Source organism: Streptosporangium longisporum, from assembly GCF_039534895.1.
GTDB lineage: Bacteria > Actinomycetota > Actinomycetes > Streptosporangiales > Streptosporangiaceae > Streptosporangium > Streptosporangium longisporum.
Genome location: NZ_BAAAWD010000019.1, coordinates 208,982 through 224,953 on the forward strand (window position 1 = coordinate 208,982; position 15,972 = coordinate 224,953).

15 protein-coding genes are annotated in these 15,972 nt (G+C 70.7%); 3 read left to right on the forward strand and 12 right to left on the reverse strand.

From position 1 onward, the window contains the following. Positions 1-37: 37 nt before the first annotated feature. Complete coding sequence (locus ABD832_RS32895) at positions 38-1,819, reverse strand: ABC transporter substrate-binding protein (RefSeq protein WP_344903332.1); 1,782 nt, start codon at positions 1,817-1,819, stop codon at positions 38-40. A gap of 168 nt (positions 1,820-1,987) precedes the next feature. Between ABD832_RS32895 and ABD832_RS32900 the strand changes: the two genes are divergently transcribed. Further along, positions 1,988-3,022 carry a LacI family DNA-binding transcriptional regulator gene (locus ABD832_RS32900; protein ID WP_344903336.1) on the forward strand — a complete coding sequence of 345 codons (1,035 nt, stop codon included), beginning with the start codon at positions 1,988-1,990 and terminating at the stop codon, positions 3,020-3,022. Between the two features lie 56 nt (positions 3,023-3,078). Here ABD832_RS32900 and ABD832_RS32905 read toward each other — a convergent pair whose 3' ends face one another. Then, a complete protein-coding gene (locus ABD832_RS32905; protein WP_344903339.1) occupies positions 3,079-3,987 on the reverse strand; it encodes an endonuclease/exonuclease/phosphatase family protein in 909 nt (302 codons plus the stop codon). Between the two features lie 296 nt (positions 3,988-4,283). Here ABD832_RS32905 and ABD832_RS32910 point away from each other — a divergent pair, with 296 nt between their 5' ends. Next, on the forward strand, positions 4,284-4,757 hold the full coding sequence (locus ABD832_RS32910; protein ID WP_344903342.1) for a winged helix-turn-helix transcriptional regulator: 474 nt from the start codon (positions 4,284-4,286) through the stop codon (positions 4,755-4,757). Between the two features lie 154 nt (positions 4,758-4,911). Next, entirely contained in the window at positions 4,912-5,436 is a 525-nt protein-coding gene (locus ABD832_RS32915) for a GNAT family N-acetyltransferase (RefSeq protein WP_344903345.1), read from the forward strand. 187 nt (positions 5,437-5,623) lie between these two features. On the opposite strand, the gene ABD832_RS32920 is transcribed toward ABD832_RS32915, so the two are convergent. The 10 genes from ABD832_RS32920 to ABD832_RS32965 all read right to left on the reverse strand — a co-directional run bounded on the left by ABD832_RS32920 (position 5,624) and on the right by ABD832_RS32965 (position 15,852). Beyond that, entirely contained in the window at positions 5,624-7,309 is a 1,686-nt protein-coding gene (locus tag ABD832_RS32920; protein WP_344903348.1) for a DEAD/DEAH box helicase, read from the reverse strand. 579 nt (positions 7,310-7,888) lie between these two features. Continuing rightward, positions 7,889-8,278 (reverse strand): metal-sulfur cluster assembly factor, encoded by a 390-nt coding sequence (locus ABD832_RS32925; protein ID WP_344903351.1) that lies wholly within the window; start codon positions 8,276-8,278, stop codon positions 7,889-7,891. Beyond that, positions 8,275-8,712: a Fe-S cluster assembly sulfur transfer protein SufU gene (sufU, locus tag ABD832_RS32930; RefSeq protein WP_344903354.1), complete on the reverse strand. Its 438-nt coding sequence runs from the start codon at positions 8,710-8,712 to the stop codon at positions 8,275-8,277. Before sufU ends, ABD832_RS32925 begins: the two co-directional genes overlap by 4 nt. Positions 8,713-8,830: 118 nt before the next feature. Continuing rightward, positions 8,831-10,090, reverse strand: coding sequence for a cysteine desulfurase (locus ABD832_RS32935; RefSeq protein ID WP_344903357.1), 1,260 nt, complete (start codon positions 10,088-10,090; stop codon positions 8,831-8,833). Then, positions 10,090-10,827, reverse strand: a complete 738-nt coding sequence (gene sufC, locus ABD832_RS32940; RefSeq protein WP_344904436.1) for a Fe-S cluster assembly ATPase SufC — start codon at positions 10,825-10,827, stop codon at positions 10,090-10,092. The genes ABD832_RS32935 and sufC overlap by 1 nt, the downstream gene beginning before the upstream one ends. 37 nt (positions 10,828-10,864) lie before the next feature. Then, positions 10,865-11,182, reverse strand: a complete 318-nt coding sequence (locus ABD832_RS32945; RefSeq protein ID WP_344903360.1) for a Rieske (2Fe-2S) protein — start codon at positions 11,180-11,182, stop codon at positions 10,865-10,867. After that, positions 11,179-12,303, reverse strand: a complete 1,125-nt coding sequence (sufD, locus tag ABD832_RS32950) for a Fe-S cluster assembly protein SufD (RefSeq protein WP_344903363.1) — start codon at positions 12,301-12,303, stop codon at positions 11,179-11,181. The genes ABD832_RS32945 and sufD overlap by 4 nt, the downstream gene beginning before the upstream one ends. Continuing rightward, positions 12,303-13,715: a Fe-S cluster assembly protein SufB gene (gene sufB / locus ABD832_RS32955; protein WP_344903366.1), complete on the reverse strand. Its 1,413-nt coding sequence runs from the start codon at positions 13,713-13,715 to the stop codon at positions 12,303-12,305. The genes sufD and sufB overlap by 1 nt, the downstream gene beginning before the upstream one ends. Further along, the gene (locus ABD832_RS32960) at positions 13,712-14,512 is read right to left on the reverse strand and encodes a helix-turn-helix transcriptional regulator (RefSeq protein ID WP_344903369.1); all 801 of its coding nucleotides are present in this window, start codon (positions 14,510-14,512) and stop codon (positions 13,712-13,714) included. Before ABD832_RS32960 ends, sufB begins: the two co-directional genes overlap by 4 nt. A gap of 104 nt (positions 14,513-14,616) precedes the next feature. After that, positions 14,617-15,852: a multidrug effflux MFS transporter gene (locus tag ABD832_RS32965; protein ID WP_344903372.1), complete on the reverse strand. Its 1,236-nt coding sequence runs from the start codon at positions 15,850-15,852 to the stop codon at positions 14,617-14,619. Positions 15,853-15,972 lie beyond the last annotated feature (120 nt).

The window sequence follows — 15,972 nt, forward strand, 5'->3', positions numbered from 1 at the left end:
CGCGCGCCGGGCACGGGAGGGGGCGAGGATCGCGGGGTCAGCCCCCGACCGGCTTGATCTCGGTCAGCGTCAGCACGCCGCCCAGCTCCAGCCAGTTGCGCCACATGGTCGGCGGGCTCTTGGGGGTGCCGGGGGCCGAGGAGGGCCAGTTCGTCCAGACCGCGGTGCTGGTCTGGGCCCACAGGCCGTTGTACCAGAGGGGGATCACCGGCAGGTCGTCGAGCTGGATCTTCTGGATCTCGGAGGTGACCTTCTTCATGCCCTCGGCGTCGTCGACCTTCTTGCCGTCGAGCTCCTGGACGAGGTCCCAGGCCTTCTTGTTCTCGTACCGGCCGAAGTTGACGGTGTTCTGCTGCTTGTTCACCGGGAGCTGGAAGATGTAGTCGTAGTACATCCAGGGGGTGTTCGACAGCTGCCGCTCGTTGTTGAGCACCAGGTCGAACTTGCCGGAGGAGCGCTGGTCGACCAGCGCGTTGAAGTCGGGGAAGTCGGGGGTGATGTCGATCCCGGCGGCCTTGGCGCCCTCGGCGATGACCCGGCTCGCCTCCATCCAGTCGGTCCACCCGGCCGGGACGATGAGCTTCAGGGACGCCTTGGAGCCGTCCTTGTTCTCCACCAGCCCGTCGCCGTCGCGGTCCTTGTACCCGGCGTCGGCCAGCAGCTTCCTGGCCTTGGCGGTGTCGAAGGAGAACCCCTTCTCGCTCACCACGGCCTGGTCGACGTACTTGTCCCACTGCGGCAGCAGGCCGGTGGGGCTCGCGGCCTTGACGAGGTTGCCGTAGACGCCCTCGACGATCTTCTTGGTGTCGATGGCGCCTGCGACGGCCTTGCGGAAGGCCGGGTCGTCCAGCGGCTTCCTCTTCGTGTTGGGGACGAGGAAGGCGGTGTTGGCCGAGAGCATGTAGGGCGGCTCGGGGAAGTACGTCTGGATGCCGAAGTTGCCCTTGACCAGGTTGGCCACGCCGGGCAGGAAGTTGTTGCTGAGGTCGAGGCCCTTCTGCAGCAGCAGGCCCATCGCCACCTCGTTGCTGGAGTTGACGATGTCGACGACGTACTTCGGCTTGACGTCCTTGCCCAGCGCCTTGGTGGCCCACCAGCCGTCCCGCTTGACCCAGGCCATCCGGTCCTGGTCGTGGCTGTGGTAGGTGTACGGCCCGGTGCCGACCGGTTTGTCGTTGACGCCGTTCATCACGTCGTCCTCGGAGCGGCCCTGCCAGATGTGCTTGGGGACGATCGCGTTGTTGTAGACCCAGTTGGCCCACTGCTGGTGGTTGGCCTTGGAGAAGGTGAACCTGACCGTGGCCGGGTCGACCGCCTCGGCCTTCTCCAGCCAGCCCCACAGGTTGGCGTAGGGGACGGTCTTCATCTTGCCGAGCTCGACGGTGAAGACCACGTCGTCGGCGGTGAACGGCTTGCCGTCGGCCCAGGTCACGCCCTGCCTGAGCTTGAGCTCGTAGGTGTCCTCCCCGGTCCAGTCGCCGCTCTCGGCCAGCCAGGGGGTGAAGGTGTCGTTCTGGGGGTCGTACAGGAAGAGGGTCTCGTAGACGAGTCCCTTGGTGCCGGTGGCCGAGTCCCAGGTGCGCAGCGGGTTCCAGTTGGCCGGGGGGCCCCACTGGGTGCCGCTGGTGTACAGGGTCTCGTTGCGCGGGAACGCGGCGTCCGCCGCACCCGGGCCCGCCGGGGCCGACGGGGCCCCGGCACCGCCTGAGGCCGGGGGCGCTCCGGAGGGGGCGGACGGTGTGGTGGAACCTCCGCTGCATCCGGCGGCGGCCAGGCAGGCCGCCGTCCCGAGGACCGCGAACCTTCGTCGAATCCGCATTGGACAGTTCTCCTCTCCAGCATGGGAGCGCTCCCAACCGACCAGACGCGACCGCATGCGCTTGCTGAACCGGATAAGTATCGAGACCGTAAAGTCCATGTGTCGGCCCTGTCAATAGAACACTGGACCGGTTCAGTTACAATCGCTCCACTCGTCGACGGGGGGATCATGAAAAGACCGACGATCGCGGACGTCGCCCGGCAGGCCGGGGTGTCCAAGGGGGCCGTGTCGTACGCGCTCAACGGGCGGCCCGGGGTGTCCGCGAGCACCCGGGCCCGGATCCTGGCGATCGCCGAGGAGATCGGCTGGCGTCCCAGCAGCGCGGCCCGGGCCCTGAACGGCGCGCACGCCCGCGCCGTCGGCCTGGCCGTGTGCCGCCCGGCCCGCACGCTCGGCGTGGAACCGTTCTTCATGGAGCTGATCAGCGGCATCGAGAGCGAGCTCTCGGACCGTTCGTACGCGCTCATGCTGCAGATGGCCGCCGACCACGACCAGGAGATCGCGATCTACCGCCGCTGGTGGGGCGAGGGCCGCATCGACGGCGCCATCCTGGTCGACCTGCACGTGGACGACCCCCGCCCGGCCGCGTTCGCGTCGCTGGGCCTGCCCGCCGTGGTGATCGGCCATCCCTCCGGGGCGGGGCCGCTGCTCCCGGTCTGGTCCGACGACGACGGCCCGGTGCGCGAGACCGTGCGCTACCTGCTGGCCCTGGGCCACCGCAGGATCGCCAGGGTCGCCGGCCTGCCGCGCCTGGTCCACACCGTGCTGCGCGACCGCGCCTTCACCGAGGCGTGCGAGGGCGTCGCCGAGTACGTGACCGTGCACACCGACTACACCGGCGAGGAGGGGGCCCGCGCCACCCGGCGACTGCTCAGCTCCCCGGACCGGCCCACCGCCATCGTCTACGACAACGACATCATGGCCGTCGCCGGGCTGTCCGCCGCCCAGGAGCTGCGCCTGGACGTCCCCGGCGACCTGTCCGTCGTCGCCTGGGACGACTCCCCGCTCTGCCAGGTCGTCCGCCCTCCGCTCACCGCCCTGAGCCGCGACATCGCCGCCTACGGCGCGCAGGCCGCCCGCCGGCTGCTCTCGCTGGTCTCCGGCGAGGACCCCGGTCCGCACGAGGAGGAGGCCGCCCGCCTCACCCCGCGCGGCAGCACCGCTCCCCCGCGGGTACGGGAGCGCGTCCCCGCGGACGGGTGAGTACGGTTCGGGCGCGGCACCGGGACGTCCCGTCCGCGGGCCGCGTCGGGGCCGCATCAGGGCCGGGTCAGGGTGACGAGCAGCGCGGGGTGGTCGGTGTACCGCATGGGGATGACGTCGGTGCGCTCGAATCCCATGCTCGCCGCGAAGACGTGCTGGACGTCCCCGTCCCCCTTGCGGAAGAAGGGTGCGGAGTTGCAGTTCTGGACGTTCTGCCCGAACAGCGGGGCGTACTTCATGTTCATGTCCCCCGCCAGGAAGGTCGGTCTCGTGGCCGCGCCCCTGTCGCGCAGCAGGGCGACGGTGGCCTTGCACTGCGCCATCGCGACGGTGCCGGTGGTCGACAGGTGGGTGGTGCAGCCGGTCAGGTCGGCGAACTCGGCGCACACGTAGACGCGCCTCTCGCTCCCGCCGTCCTGGGTGGCGTGGACGCCGGAGAAGTTCGTCGCCCCGGTGGCGCGGAAGACGATCCCGTTGCCGTACTCGTCGCCGTCGACGCAGCGGACCGGTGTGCCGTCGGGACGCAGCGCGGGGGCGAAGACCCGGTGCCCGTCGCCCATCGCGGAGGCCAGCCGGGCCAGGTCCGCGCGGCAGATCTCGTTCAGCGTGACCACCTGCGGCTGCCTGGCGCCGATGACGCCCAGTGCCTCCTGGACGGTGTTCTCACCGTTGAAGCAGGAGGTGTTGACCCCGCTGTGGCAGAGGTTGAGCTGCAGGACGCGGTAGCTCTGCGCGGCGGCCGTACCGGCCACGGAGCGGACGGCGGGGGACGTCCCGGATGCCGCGGATGTCTTGGGCACCGCGGACACCGCGGATGCCGGGGACGTGGCCGAGACCGCGGACGCGGCCGACGCCGAGGACGTCACGGGCACGGTCGCCGCCGCGACCAGGAGGGCGACCAGGGCCTGCGGGACGACGGGACGAGGGCGGGCGGACGTGCGGGGACGGAACCACGAGCGGCGCATTGATCCTCTTATCTCGGACGTCCCGGCCGTCTCCGGCACGTCGGCCGACCGTGCGGGCGGCCCGGTGGAGGGGATCCGGCCCCGAGGCGGCGACGAGCGGGAAGGGCGGGCAGGACGGGGATGACAGGGGCACTGACACGGGCTGACATAGGGGGATATAAGCCCATGATGACGACTGGATCTAGATCGTCAACAGGTGATCCACACGCCGTCCGCGATCGAGCCTCCGACAGGAGCGCGCGGGAGTCGTCACCGGAGACGGTTCCCTGAGGAAACCCTTCCCTTAGACTGTCGTCATGCAGCGAACCCCGTTCGGTGACATGGCCTGCTCGATCGCCCGCACCCTGGACGTCATCGGCGAGCCGTGGTCACCGCTGATCCTGCGGAACGTCTACGTCGGCATCACCCGCTTCGAACGCCTCCAGCAGAGCCTGGGCATCTCGCGAAAGGTGCTCGCCGAACGGCTCAGGTGGCTGGTCGAGAAAGGCGTCCTGGAACGCATCGAGTACTCCAGCAGGCCCCCGCGTCACGAGTACACGCTCACCACCAAGGGCATGGAGCTGTGCGACCTGCTGATGACGATGGTGCGCTGGGGCGACCGCTGGACGGCGGGCGAGGCCGGCCCCCCGGCGCTCTACCGGCACCACGCCTGCGGCGAGATCAGCCACGTCGAGCCGCACTGCTCGGTCTGCCACCGGCCGATGCACGCGACCGACGTCGACGTGCTCCCCGGCCCGGGCGCCCGGCCACAGGTCGCCACCTCCCCCTGAGGACGTACGCCACCGTCTCCACGGACCGGCCCCGGCGGCACGATCCGATCCGCCTTTCCCCGAGGCCCGCTCCGCGCCACCCCGAGGCGGGAGGTATGGTCCGGGTCATCGACGTGATCACGCCCTCGCGGGCGGTCCCCGAGGAGGCGTCACGGTGAGCGGCCCTGAGGTACGGCTCCGGCCGGTGACCGAGGACGACCTCGGTATGTTCCGGCGCTTCAGCACCGAACCCGGCCTGATCGGCCTGGACTGGACCGGGTTCCGCGACGCGCAGGCCCCGGCCCGGCGCTTCGCCCTGGACGGCTATCTCGGGGCGGACGACAGCAGGCTCGTCGTCGAGGCCGACGGCACGACCGCCGGCTTCATGAGCTGGATGGCACGCGGGTCCGCGGTCTCCCGGTACTGGGAGATCGGCATCGCCCTGCTTCCGGACCGGCGCGGGCGCGGCATCGGCTGGCGCGCGCAGGCGATGCTCTGCGACTACCTGTTCACGCACACCCCGGCACAGCGCGTCGAGGCGGCCACCCACCCGGAGAACATCGCGGAGCAGAGGTCGCTGGAGAAGGCGGGCTTCACCCTGGAGGGCGTCCTGCGCGCCGTGGAGTTCCGCGCCGGCCGGTGGCGTGACGGCCACCTCTACAGCAGGCTGCGCGACGATCCGGCCCCGACCGGCCACTGAGCCCGCGCACCCACCGGTCCGGGACCGCGAACGGCCGGCACACCTGCCGGTCCGGGAACGCGAAGGGCCGGCACACCCACCGGAGGCGGAACGCCGAAGGGCCGGCACGGCGGATGCCGTACCGGCCCTTCGGAGGGTCGTACCGGGACCCCCTGAGAGGTCCCGACGATGGATCAGCGATCAGCGATCAGCGGCCGTAGCGGCTGCCACCGCTGCGCGGGGCCGAGCCGCGGCCGTCGGCGCGGAACTCGCCGCCGCGGAAGCCGCCACCCTGACGCTCGCCGCGGAAGGGCTCGCGCTCGCCCGAGGGACGCTCGGAACGGTAACCGCCACCGGCGGCCGGGGCCGGACGGTCGGCGCGGAACGGCTCGCGCCGCTCGCCACCGCGGTAGCCACCGGCGGGACGCTCGGAACGGTAACCGCCACCACCGGCCGGACGCTCGGAACGGTAGCCACCGCCACCGGCGGGACGGTCGTCACCGAAGGAACGCTCGCGGGGCTGGCCGCCCTCGGCGCCGTGGGCGGGACGGTCGGAGCGGAAGCGGCGCGGGCCACGGGCCCCGCCGTTACCGCCGCCGTTGCCGTAACCGCCACGGCCCTGACGCTGCTTGGCGGCCGGGGCCGAGGGCTCCCAGACCGGGATCGCCTCGCCGCTGGGGGTACGCGCACCGGCGACCTCCCCCAGGCGGGGGTGGCCCGGGGTGGCCTTGATGCGGAACGGCTTGATGCCGGCGCGACGGGTCATCGACTCGGTGGAGCGACGCTCGTTGGGGAGCACCAGCGTCATGACGGTGCCCTTCTCCCCGGCGCGGGCGGTACGGCCACCGCGGTGCAGGTAGCTCTTGTGGTCCTGGGGCGGGTCGACGTGCAGCACGAGGCTGATGTTGTCGACGTGGATGCCGCGGGCCGCGACGTCCGTGCAGACCAGGACGTTGATCGCGCCTTCCTTGAACTCGGACAGGATCCGGGTGCGCTGGTTCTGGCGCTTGCCGCCGTGCAGGCCGCCGGCGCGGATGCCGACCTGGGCGAGCTGCTTGCAGAGCCGGTCCACGCCGTGCTGGGTGCGGACGAACATGATCGTCCGGCCCTCGCGGTTGGCGATCTCGGCGGTCACCGGGAACTTGTCGTCGCGGTGGACCTCGAGGACGTGGTGCTCCATGGTGTCGACCGAGGAGGTGGCCGGGTCCATGGAGTGGGTCACCGGGTTGGTGAGGAAGCGGCGGACGAGCTTGTCGACGTCGCCGTCCAGGGTGGCGGAGAACAGCAGGCGCTGGCTGTCGGCCGGGGTCTGCTGCAGGATCGCGCTGACCACCGGGAAGAAGCCGAGGTCGCACATGTGGTCGGCCTCGTCCAGGATCGTCACCTGGACCTCGTCCAGCATGCACTCACCCTGCTGCATGAGGTCGGTCAGGCGGCCCGGGGTGGCCACCACGACCTCGACGCCGCGGCGCAGCGCCTCGATCTGGCGTCCCATGGACATGCCGCCGACGACGGTCTTCATGCGCAGCGACAGGCCACGGCCGAGCGGCTCGAGCGCGTCGGTCACCTGCATGGCGAGCTCGCGGGTCGGCACCAGGACGACGGCCAGCGGGCGGCCGGGACGGGCCTTGGCGCCGGCGATGCGGGTCATCATGGGCAGGCCGAAGGCGAGCGTCTTGCCGGAGCCGGTCTGGCCGCGGCCCAGGACGTCGTGCCCGGCGAGGATGTCGGGGATCGTGGCCCGCTGGATGGGGAAGGGGCTGTCGATGCCCGCGCGGGACAGCCCGGTCACCAGGGGCTTCGGCAGGCCGAGAAGGGTGAACTCGGACGGCCCGGACGGGGCCTGGGAGATCTCGGTGATCTCGGTGAACTCGGGCAGAACAGCGTCAAGCATGGTCACGAAGACTCGTGCCTTTCGATAGAAGAACGGGGCACGTCACTTCTGCGAAAGGACGAGCCTGGAGCGCGCGGCATGAGGCCGCGCTGGATGAACACCCACATCGGGGCGGTGGTGCGGTGCAAGTCGAGGCGCACCGCACGGGGCGGGTCTAGCTTACCCGCACGCAGTCAAACCACGATCAAGCATACCCGGCGTTCGCAGTGCCAGGTTCGTTCGGGGCGTCCGGCATCAGCCGTCCGCTTGTCCGTCGATTGGAGTCAACACTCCCGGCCGGGCTTTTCTTCCCGGCCTCGGAAATACTCTCATACAATTCGGCACAGCTCGAATCCGGGGGGTCGCGCCCCTCACCGGACACGAGTCCGTCACGCCCTCACCTGCACCGGAGCGTACGGGGCCCGTCCCGGTGGGGTTGCTCCGGGGGGCCGGCACGCCCCCCGAGAGGTCCGTGCCGCCGGTGTCCGGAGCGTCCCGCGAGCCCTTCGAGCACCCGCGGTTCCCCCGGAGAGCCGGAAGGACGCCCGGGGACACGGGGCGCGGGCCCCTCGTCCCCGGACGTCCCGGACGGCGTCCCGGTCAGACGTTGAAGCCGAGCATGCGGAGCTGCTCGCGTCCCTCGTCGGTGATCTTGTCCGGGCCCCACGGCGGGAGCCACACCCAGTTGATCTTCACGTCGGAGACCATGCCCTCCAGGGCCGAGTGCGCCTGGTCCTCGATGACGTCGGTCAGCGGGCAGGCCGCGCTGGTCAGCGTCATGTCGATGGTGGCGACCGGCAGTGCCGCAGCGCCGTCCGTGCCCTCGGCGCCCTCCCCTGCCGGGTCGAGGTGCAGCCCGTAGATCAGGCCCAGGTCCACGACGTTGATGCCGAGTTCGGGGTCCACCACGTCCTTGAGCGCCTCCATGACCTCGTCATGGGTGGCGGTGTCGTCCTGCGCCGTGGTCGGCGTCTCAACAGCCTTGCTCATTTCGTGCTCCTCACGACCGCGTCCTTGTAGGCCATCCAGGCCAGTAGCGCGCACTTCACACGGGCGGGGAACTTGGCCACGCCCGCGAAGGCGACCGCGTCGCCCAGCACGTCCTCGTCGGCCTCGACCTTGCCCCTGCCCTGCATGAGCCGGGTGAACTCGTCCACCACGCCGAGGGTGTCCTCGACGGTCGAGCCGGTGGCCAGCTCGTGCAGCACCGAGGCGGCGGCCTGGCTGATGGAACAGCCCTGGCCGTCGTAGGAGACGTCCTCGACCTTGCCGCCGTCGCCCAGCTTCACCCGCATGGTGATCTCGTCGCCGCAGGTCGGGTTCACGTGGTGGACCTCGGCGTCGTAGGGGTCGCGAAGACCCCTCCCCTGCGGGTGCTTGTAGTGCTCCAGGATCAGCTCCTGGTACATGGACTCGGCGATCATAGGGTCGTGCTCACCTTCTCGTTCGCTGCGCCGTGCGCTCGCGCGTCGCCGGACGCCGTGCGGAGGGCACCCGGCCCCCGCCGCCCGCCCGTACGCCGGCTCGACTGCTCGGGCATGGCTAGGCGAACACCTTCCGCACGTGGTGGAGGCCGCGGACCAACGCGTCGATCTCGGCCGGTGTGTTGTACAGGTAGAAGGACGCCCGCGTGGTGGCGGGGATCCCGAACCTGAGGTGGAGCGGGCGGGCGCAGTGGTGACCCACCCGCACGGCCACGCCGAAGTTGTCGTCCAGGATCTGCCCGACGTCGTGCGGGTGAATCCCCTCCAGCGTGAACGAGACGGTGCCGCCGCGGTCGGCCAGGTCGGCCGGGCCGATCACCCGCAGGTCCGGGATCTCTCCCAGGGCGCCGAGCGCGTGGGCGGTGAGCTCGCGCTCGTGGCTCGCGACGGCGTCCATGCCGATCTCGGTGAGGTAGTCCACCGCCGCGCCCAGGCCGATGGCCTCGACGATCGGCGGGGTGCCGGCCTCGAACTTGTGCGGCGCGGGAGCGTAGGTCGAGTGGTCCATCCAGACCGCCTCGATCATCTCGCCGCCGCCCATGAACGGGGGCATGGCCTCCAGCAGCTCGGCGCGACCCCACAGCACGCCGATGCCGGACGGGCCGACGACCTTGTGGCCGGTGAAGGCCAGGAAGTCGACGCCCAGGGCGGCCACGTCCACCCCCTGGTGGGGGACCGACTGGGAGGCGTCCAGCATCATCAGCGCGCCGACCTCGCGGGCCCTGGCCAGCACCGGGGCGACCGGGTTGACCGTGCCGAGCACGTTCGACTGGTGCACGATCGAGACGATCTTCGTGCGCTCGGTGACGAGCTCGGCGAGGTTCGACAGGTCCAGGCGGCCTTCGTCGGTGACGGAGAACCAGCGCAGGGTCGCGCCGGTGCGCTGGGCCAGCATCTGCCACGGCACGATGTTGGAGTGGTGCTCCATCTCCGAGATCACGATCTCGTCGCCGGGGCCGAGCCGGAAGCGCGGGTCCTCACAGGTCCGGTTGCCGAAGGCGTACGCGACCAGGTTGATCGCCTCGGAGGCGTTCTTGGTGAAGACCACCTCGTCGCGACCGGGCGCGCCGATGAACGCGGCGATCTTGTCGCGCGCGTCCTCGTACGCCTCGGTGGACTCCGCGCCCAGCACGTGCATGGCGCGGCCGACGTTGCTGTAGTGCATCGCCATGTGCTCGCGCATCACCTCCACCACCTGGGTGGGCTTCTGCGCGGAGTTTCCGGAGTCGAGGTAGATCAGCGGCCTGCCGCCGGGAAGCTCGCGGGACAGGACCGGGAAGTCCTTCCTGATCCTCTCCACGTCAAGGCCGTTGTTCATCAGGCCGACGCCTTCGTGTAGGCCTCGTAGCCCTCTTCCTCGAGCTTGTCGGCGAGCTCGGGGCCGCCCTGCTCCACGATCCGCCCGGCGGAGAAGACGTGGACGAAGTCCGGCTTCACGTAGCGCAGGATGCGGGTGTAGTGGGTGATGAGCAGCACGCCGGTCTCGCCGCTCGCGCGGAAGCGGTTGATGCCCTCGGAGACCACGCGCAGCGCGTCGACGTCGAGGCCGGAGTCGGTCTCGTCGAGAACGGCGATCTTCGGCTTGAGCAGCTCCAGCTGGAGGATCTCGTGGCGCTTCTTCTCGCCGCCGGAGAAGCCCTCGTTGACGTTGCGCTGGGCGAAGGCCGCGTCGATGGACAGGGCGTCCATGCCGGACTTGAGGTCTTTGGCGAACTGGCGGAGCTTGGGGGCCTCACCGGTGGTCGAGGTGACCGCGGTGCGCAGGAAGTTGGCGACGCTGACGCCGGGGACCTCGACCGGGTACTGCATGGCGAGGAACAGGCCGGCGCGGGCACGCTCGTCGACCGACAGGTCGAGCAGGTCGGTGCCGTCGAGCAGGACCTGGCCGCCGGTGACGGCGTACTTGGGGTGGCCCGCGATCGCGTAGGCGAGGGTGGACTTGCCCGAGCCGTTGGGGCCCATGATGGCGTGGGTCTCACCGGCGCGCACGGTCAGGTCGACGCCGCGCAGGATCTCCTTGCCGGCGACGGTGACGTGCAGGTCGCGGATCTCCAGGGTGGAACCCGAGGTGACTCGGCTGGTGTCAGACACGTTATGACTCCTTCGAGAGCGAGACGAGGACGTCATCGCCGTCGATCTTTACTCGGTAGACGGGGACGGGCTTGATGGCGGGCGGGCCGGTGGGCTTGCCCGAGCGCAGGTCGAAGCACGAGCCGTGCAGCCAGCACTCGAGGGTGCCTTCGTAGACCTCCCCCTCGCTGAGTTTCACCTCGGCGTGGGAGCACACGTCGTGCAGCGCGTGCACCTCCTCGCCCCGGCGGACCAGGGCGACGGGGACGTCCCCCACCTCAAGGCCGATCACTCCCTCGTCGGGGATGTCGGCGAGCTTGCAGACCTTCTCGAACGTCACTTCTCGAGCTCCGCCTCGACCCGGGCGAGGACGCGCTCGCGGAGCTCGGGGATCTCGATCTTCTCCAGCAGCTGGGCGAAGAAGCCCCTGATGACCAGGCGGCGGGCGTCCTCGAAGGAGATGCCCCGGGACCGGAGGTAGAAGATGTGCTCGTCGTCGAGACGGCCGGAGGTGCTGGCGTGGCCGGCCCCGGCGACCTCCCCGGTGAGGATCTCCAGGTTGGGCACCGAGTCGGCGCGAGCGCCGTCGGTGAGCAGCAGGTTGCGGTTCAGCTCGTAGGTGTCGGTGCCCTCGGCCTCGACGCGGATGATGACGTCGCCGATCCAGACCGCGTGGGCGTCGGCCCCCTGGAGCGCGCCGCGGTAGTCGACGTTGCTCCGGCAGTCGGGCGTGGAGTGGTCGACCAGGAGGCGGTGCTCCAGATGCTGGCCCGCATCGACGAAGTACAGGCCGTTCAGCTCGGCGTCGCCGCCGGGACCGGTGTAGGAGACCGACGGCGAGAGCCGGACCAGGTCGCCGCCGAGGGTGACCACGAAGCCGCGGAAGACCGCGTCCTTGGCGAGCTGGGCGTGGTGGTGGGAGACGTGCACGGCGTCGTCGGCCCAGTCCTGCAGGCTGACGACCTTGAGCGTGGCGCCCTCGCCCACGACGAACTCGACGTTGTCGGCGTAGACAGCGCTGCCCCGGTGGTCGAGGACGACCACGGCCTCGGCCATCGGCTCCAGGCGCACGACCGTGTGGCCGTAGGCGGTGCCGGTGCCCGACCCGGTGAAGGTGACCACGGTCGGCGCGGAGGTGACGGCCTCGCGGGCCACCGTGATCACGGTGGCCTTCTCGAAGGAGGCGTACGCCTGGGCGCTGACCCGGTCGGCGGGCACGTAGGCCCGCCCGAGCCGGGCGTCGTCGCGCCCGACGGTCTCCACCGTCACCTCGGGCGCGGCGTCGACGTGCACGGTCACGTTCGCGGAGGCCGCGACGCCCTCGTGCAGGCCCCGCAGCCGGGAGAGCGGGGTGAAGCGCCACTCCTCCTCCCGGCCGGTGGGGACGGCGAAGTCGGCCACGTCGTAGGAGGCCCTCTCGTGCAGCGTCGAGAGGGGCTTCACAGCGGTGTCGAGGCCCATCAGCCGACGGCTCCTTCCATCTGCAGCTCGATCAGCCGGTTCAGCTCCAGGGCGTACTCCATCGGGAGCTCGCGGGCGATCGGCTCGACGAAGCCACGGACGATCATCGCCATCGCCTCGTCCTCGCCCAGACCACGGCTCATCAGGTAGAAGAGCTGGTCGTCGGAGACCTTGGAGACGGTGGCCTCGTGCCCCATGGAGACATCGTCCTCGCGCACGTCCACGTACGGGTAGGTGTCGGAGCGGCTGATCTGGTCGACCAGCAGCGCGTCGCACTTGACCGTACTGGCGCTGCCGTGCGCACCCTCGGCGATCTGCACCAGGCCGCGGTAGGAGGTCCGGCCGCCGCCGCGGGCGACGGACTTGGAGATCACCGAGGAGCTGGTGTTGGGCGCGAGGTGGACCATCTTGGCCCCGGCGTCCTGGTGCTGGCCCTCACCGGCGAAGGCGACGCTGAGGGTCTCGCCCTTGGCGTGCTCGCCCATGAGGTAGACGGCCGGGTACTTCATGGTGACCTTGGAGCCGATGTTGCCGTCGACCCACTCCATGGTCGCGCCTTCGTACGCCACGGCGCGCTTGGTGACCAGGTTGTAGACGTTGTTCGACCAGTTCTGGATGGTCGTGTACCGGCAGCGGGCGCCCTTCTTCACGATGATCTCCACGACCGCGCTGTGCAGCGAGTCGGAGGTGTAGATCGGCGCGGTGCAGCCCTCGACGTAGTGCACGTAGGAGTTCTCGTCCACGACGATCAGGGTCCGCTCGAACTGGCCCATGTTCTCGGTGTTGATCCGGAAGTAGGCCTGGAGCGGGATCTCCACGTTGACGTTCGGCGGCACGTAGATGAAGCTGCCGCCGCTCCAGGTGGCCGTGTTCAGCGCGGCGAACTTGTTGTCGCCGACCGGGATCACGGTCCCGAAGTACTCCCTGAAGATCTCCTCGTGCTCTTTGAGGGCGGTGTCGGTGTCGACGAAGATGACACCCTTCTCCTCAAGGTCCTCACGGATCTTGTGGTAGACCACCTCGGACTCGTACTGGGCGGCGACACCGGCGACGAGGCGCTGCTTCTCGGCCTCGGGGATGCCCAGCCTGTCGTAGGTGTTCTTGATGTCGTCGGGCAGGTCCTCCCAGGAGGCGGCCTGCTTCTCGGTGGAGCGCACGAAGTACTTGATGTTGTCGAAGTCGATCCCGCTGAGGTCGGAGCCCCAGTTCGGCATGGGCTTCTTGCCGAAGAGGCGGAGCCCCTTCAGGCGCAGGTCCAGCATCCACTCCGGCTCGTTCTTCAGCGCGGAGATGTTGCGGACGACCTCTTCGGACAGGCCACGCTTGGCCGTCGCTCCCGCGGCGTCCGAGTCGGCCCAGCCGAACTTGTAATTCCCGAGGCCTTCCAGCTCCGGGCGGTCGGTGACAGTCACCTTCCGGTCTCCTTGCTCGATATGTCGATCGTTTCGTGGACGGCCGGCGGTGGTGCCGGTTCAAGGCGTGGGGAGGGTGGGGAGAACGTCGCGCCCTCCCGCGCGCCCGCTCCCGGAGCCCGATGGGGGCTCACGTGGGTGGTGCACACACCGTCGCCGTGGGCGATGGTCGCGAGCCGCTGCACGGGCGTGCCGAGAATGCGCGCGAACGCCTCGGTCTCGGCCTCGCACAGCTGCGGGAACTCGGCGGCGACGTGCGCCACCGGGCAGTGGTGCTGGCAGAGCTGCTCGCCGCCGACACCGGCCTTGCTCGCCGAGGCGGCGTAGCCGTCGTCGGAGAGGGCCTCGGCCAGGACGCGCACCCGCTGGTCGGCGGGCACCTCGCGCATCTGCGGCCGCAGCCGGTCGACGAGGCCGGCCACCTGCGAACGGGCGAACTCGGCCACGGCCTCCTCGCCCACGCGCTCGGCCAGGAAGCGCAGCGCGCTGCCCGCCAGGTCGTCGTAGGCGTGCTCGAAGGCGCTGCGGCCCTGGTCGGTCATCGCGAACAGCTTGGCCGGCCGCCCGCGCCCGCGCTGGCCGCGCGGCCGGGCGGTGCGGACCTCGGTCATCCCCTCGGCCAGCAGCGCGTCCAGATGCCTGCGCACGGCCGCCGGGGTCAGGCCGAGCCGCTCGCCGAGAGCGGCGGCGGTGATCGGTCCGTGCTCCAGGATGAGCCGGGCGACACGCGCTCGCGTGCTGCGCTCGGCGGACACGCCGGAGAGCCGCGCGGCGGCGGCCTTCTCGGTGTCTCGCATCCCGGTCACGTATTTCACAACATCAGTGTGCCGTAATTACTTCCCCGCTGACAAACCGGTGCGGGCGTGCCGGGAATGCGATGCATCACGTAGGAAAGGCTTACCTAACCAGCGGAAACGCGTCCCGGACCCCGGCCCAGACCGGCGAAGATCGCGAGCGCCGCCACGGTGAAGCCGGTCAGCACGACGGCCATCGGCAGGGCGCTGCCCTCGCCGCCCAGGCCCACCAGCGGCGCGGCGAGCGCGCCGAGCCCGAACTGCAGCACGCCGGTCAGCGCGGCCGCGCTCCCGGCGATCTGCGGGGGCTGGCCGGCCAGGGCGAGCGCGCCGCTGCCCGGCAGCACGAAACCGCCGCCGCACATCATCACGAACAGCCCGGCGACCAGTACCGGCAGGCCCAGCCCGAACACGACCGTGGCCAGGATCGCCGCGGCCCCGGCCACGCTCAGCAGCAGCCCGAGGAGGATCAGCCGGGCCGGGTCCACCCGGCGCCCGGCCAGGCGCCCGCCGATCTGCGCGGTGATGGTCAGGCCGAGCGCGTTCAGCCCGAACACCAGGGAGAACACCTCCGGAGAGGTGCCGTAGACCTCCTGGAGCACGAACGGCGACCCGGAGATGTAGGCGAACATCGCGGCGAACCCCATCCCGCCGGACAGCGCGGCGGCCATGAAGGGCCGGTCGCGCAGCAGGTACCAGAAGGTCACCAGGGTGTGCCGGAGCCCGCCGCCCTCGCGGCTGTCGGCCGGGAGGGTCTCGCGCACCCCGGCCAGCGCCGAGACCAGCAGCAGCAGCCCGGCGACGCTGAGGGCGACGAAGACGCCTCTCCAGGAGGTGTGGGCGAGCAGCTGGGCACCGGCGATCGGGGCCAGGATCGGGGCCAGGCCGGTCACCAGCATCAGGGTGGCGAAGATGCGGGCGATGGCCGCTCCCTCGTACAGGTCGCGGACGATCGCGCGGACGATCACCAGCGCGGCGCCGCCCGCGAAGCCCTGGAGCAGGCGGAAGGCGATCAGCCCGTACACCGAGGGCGAGAAGGCGCACAGCAGGGAGGCCGCGGCGTAGGCGGCGATGCCGATCAGCAGCGGGCCGCGGCGCCCGCGGACGTCGCTCAGCGGCCCGGCGACGACCTGCCCGGCGGAGACCCCGACGAGGCAGGCGGTGAGGGTCAGCTGCACCTGCGCCTGCCCGGCGCCCAGCCCCTCGGCGATGGCGGGGAAGGCGGGCAGGTACATGTCGATCGACAGGGGGCCGATCGCCGACAGCGCGCCCAGGATCATCAGCAGCAGTCCCCTGCGCCGCGTGCCCGGCGTCACCCCCGGCTCGACGACGGCCGCGGTCATACTCGTACTCCCTCTCCGGTCACCGGCATGAGACGGCCCACGAGCCCGGAGGGGCCGCGTGAGCCGAAGCGTCCCAACCATCAATTGGCCATCCGAATTCCTTCGTTTCGGAAATTTCCT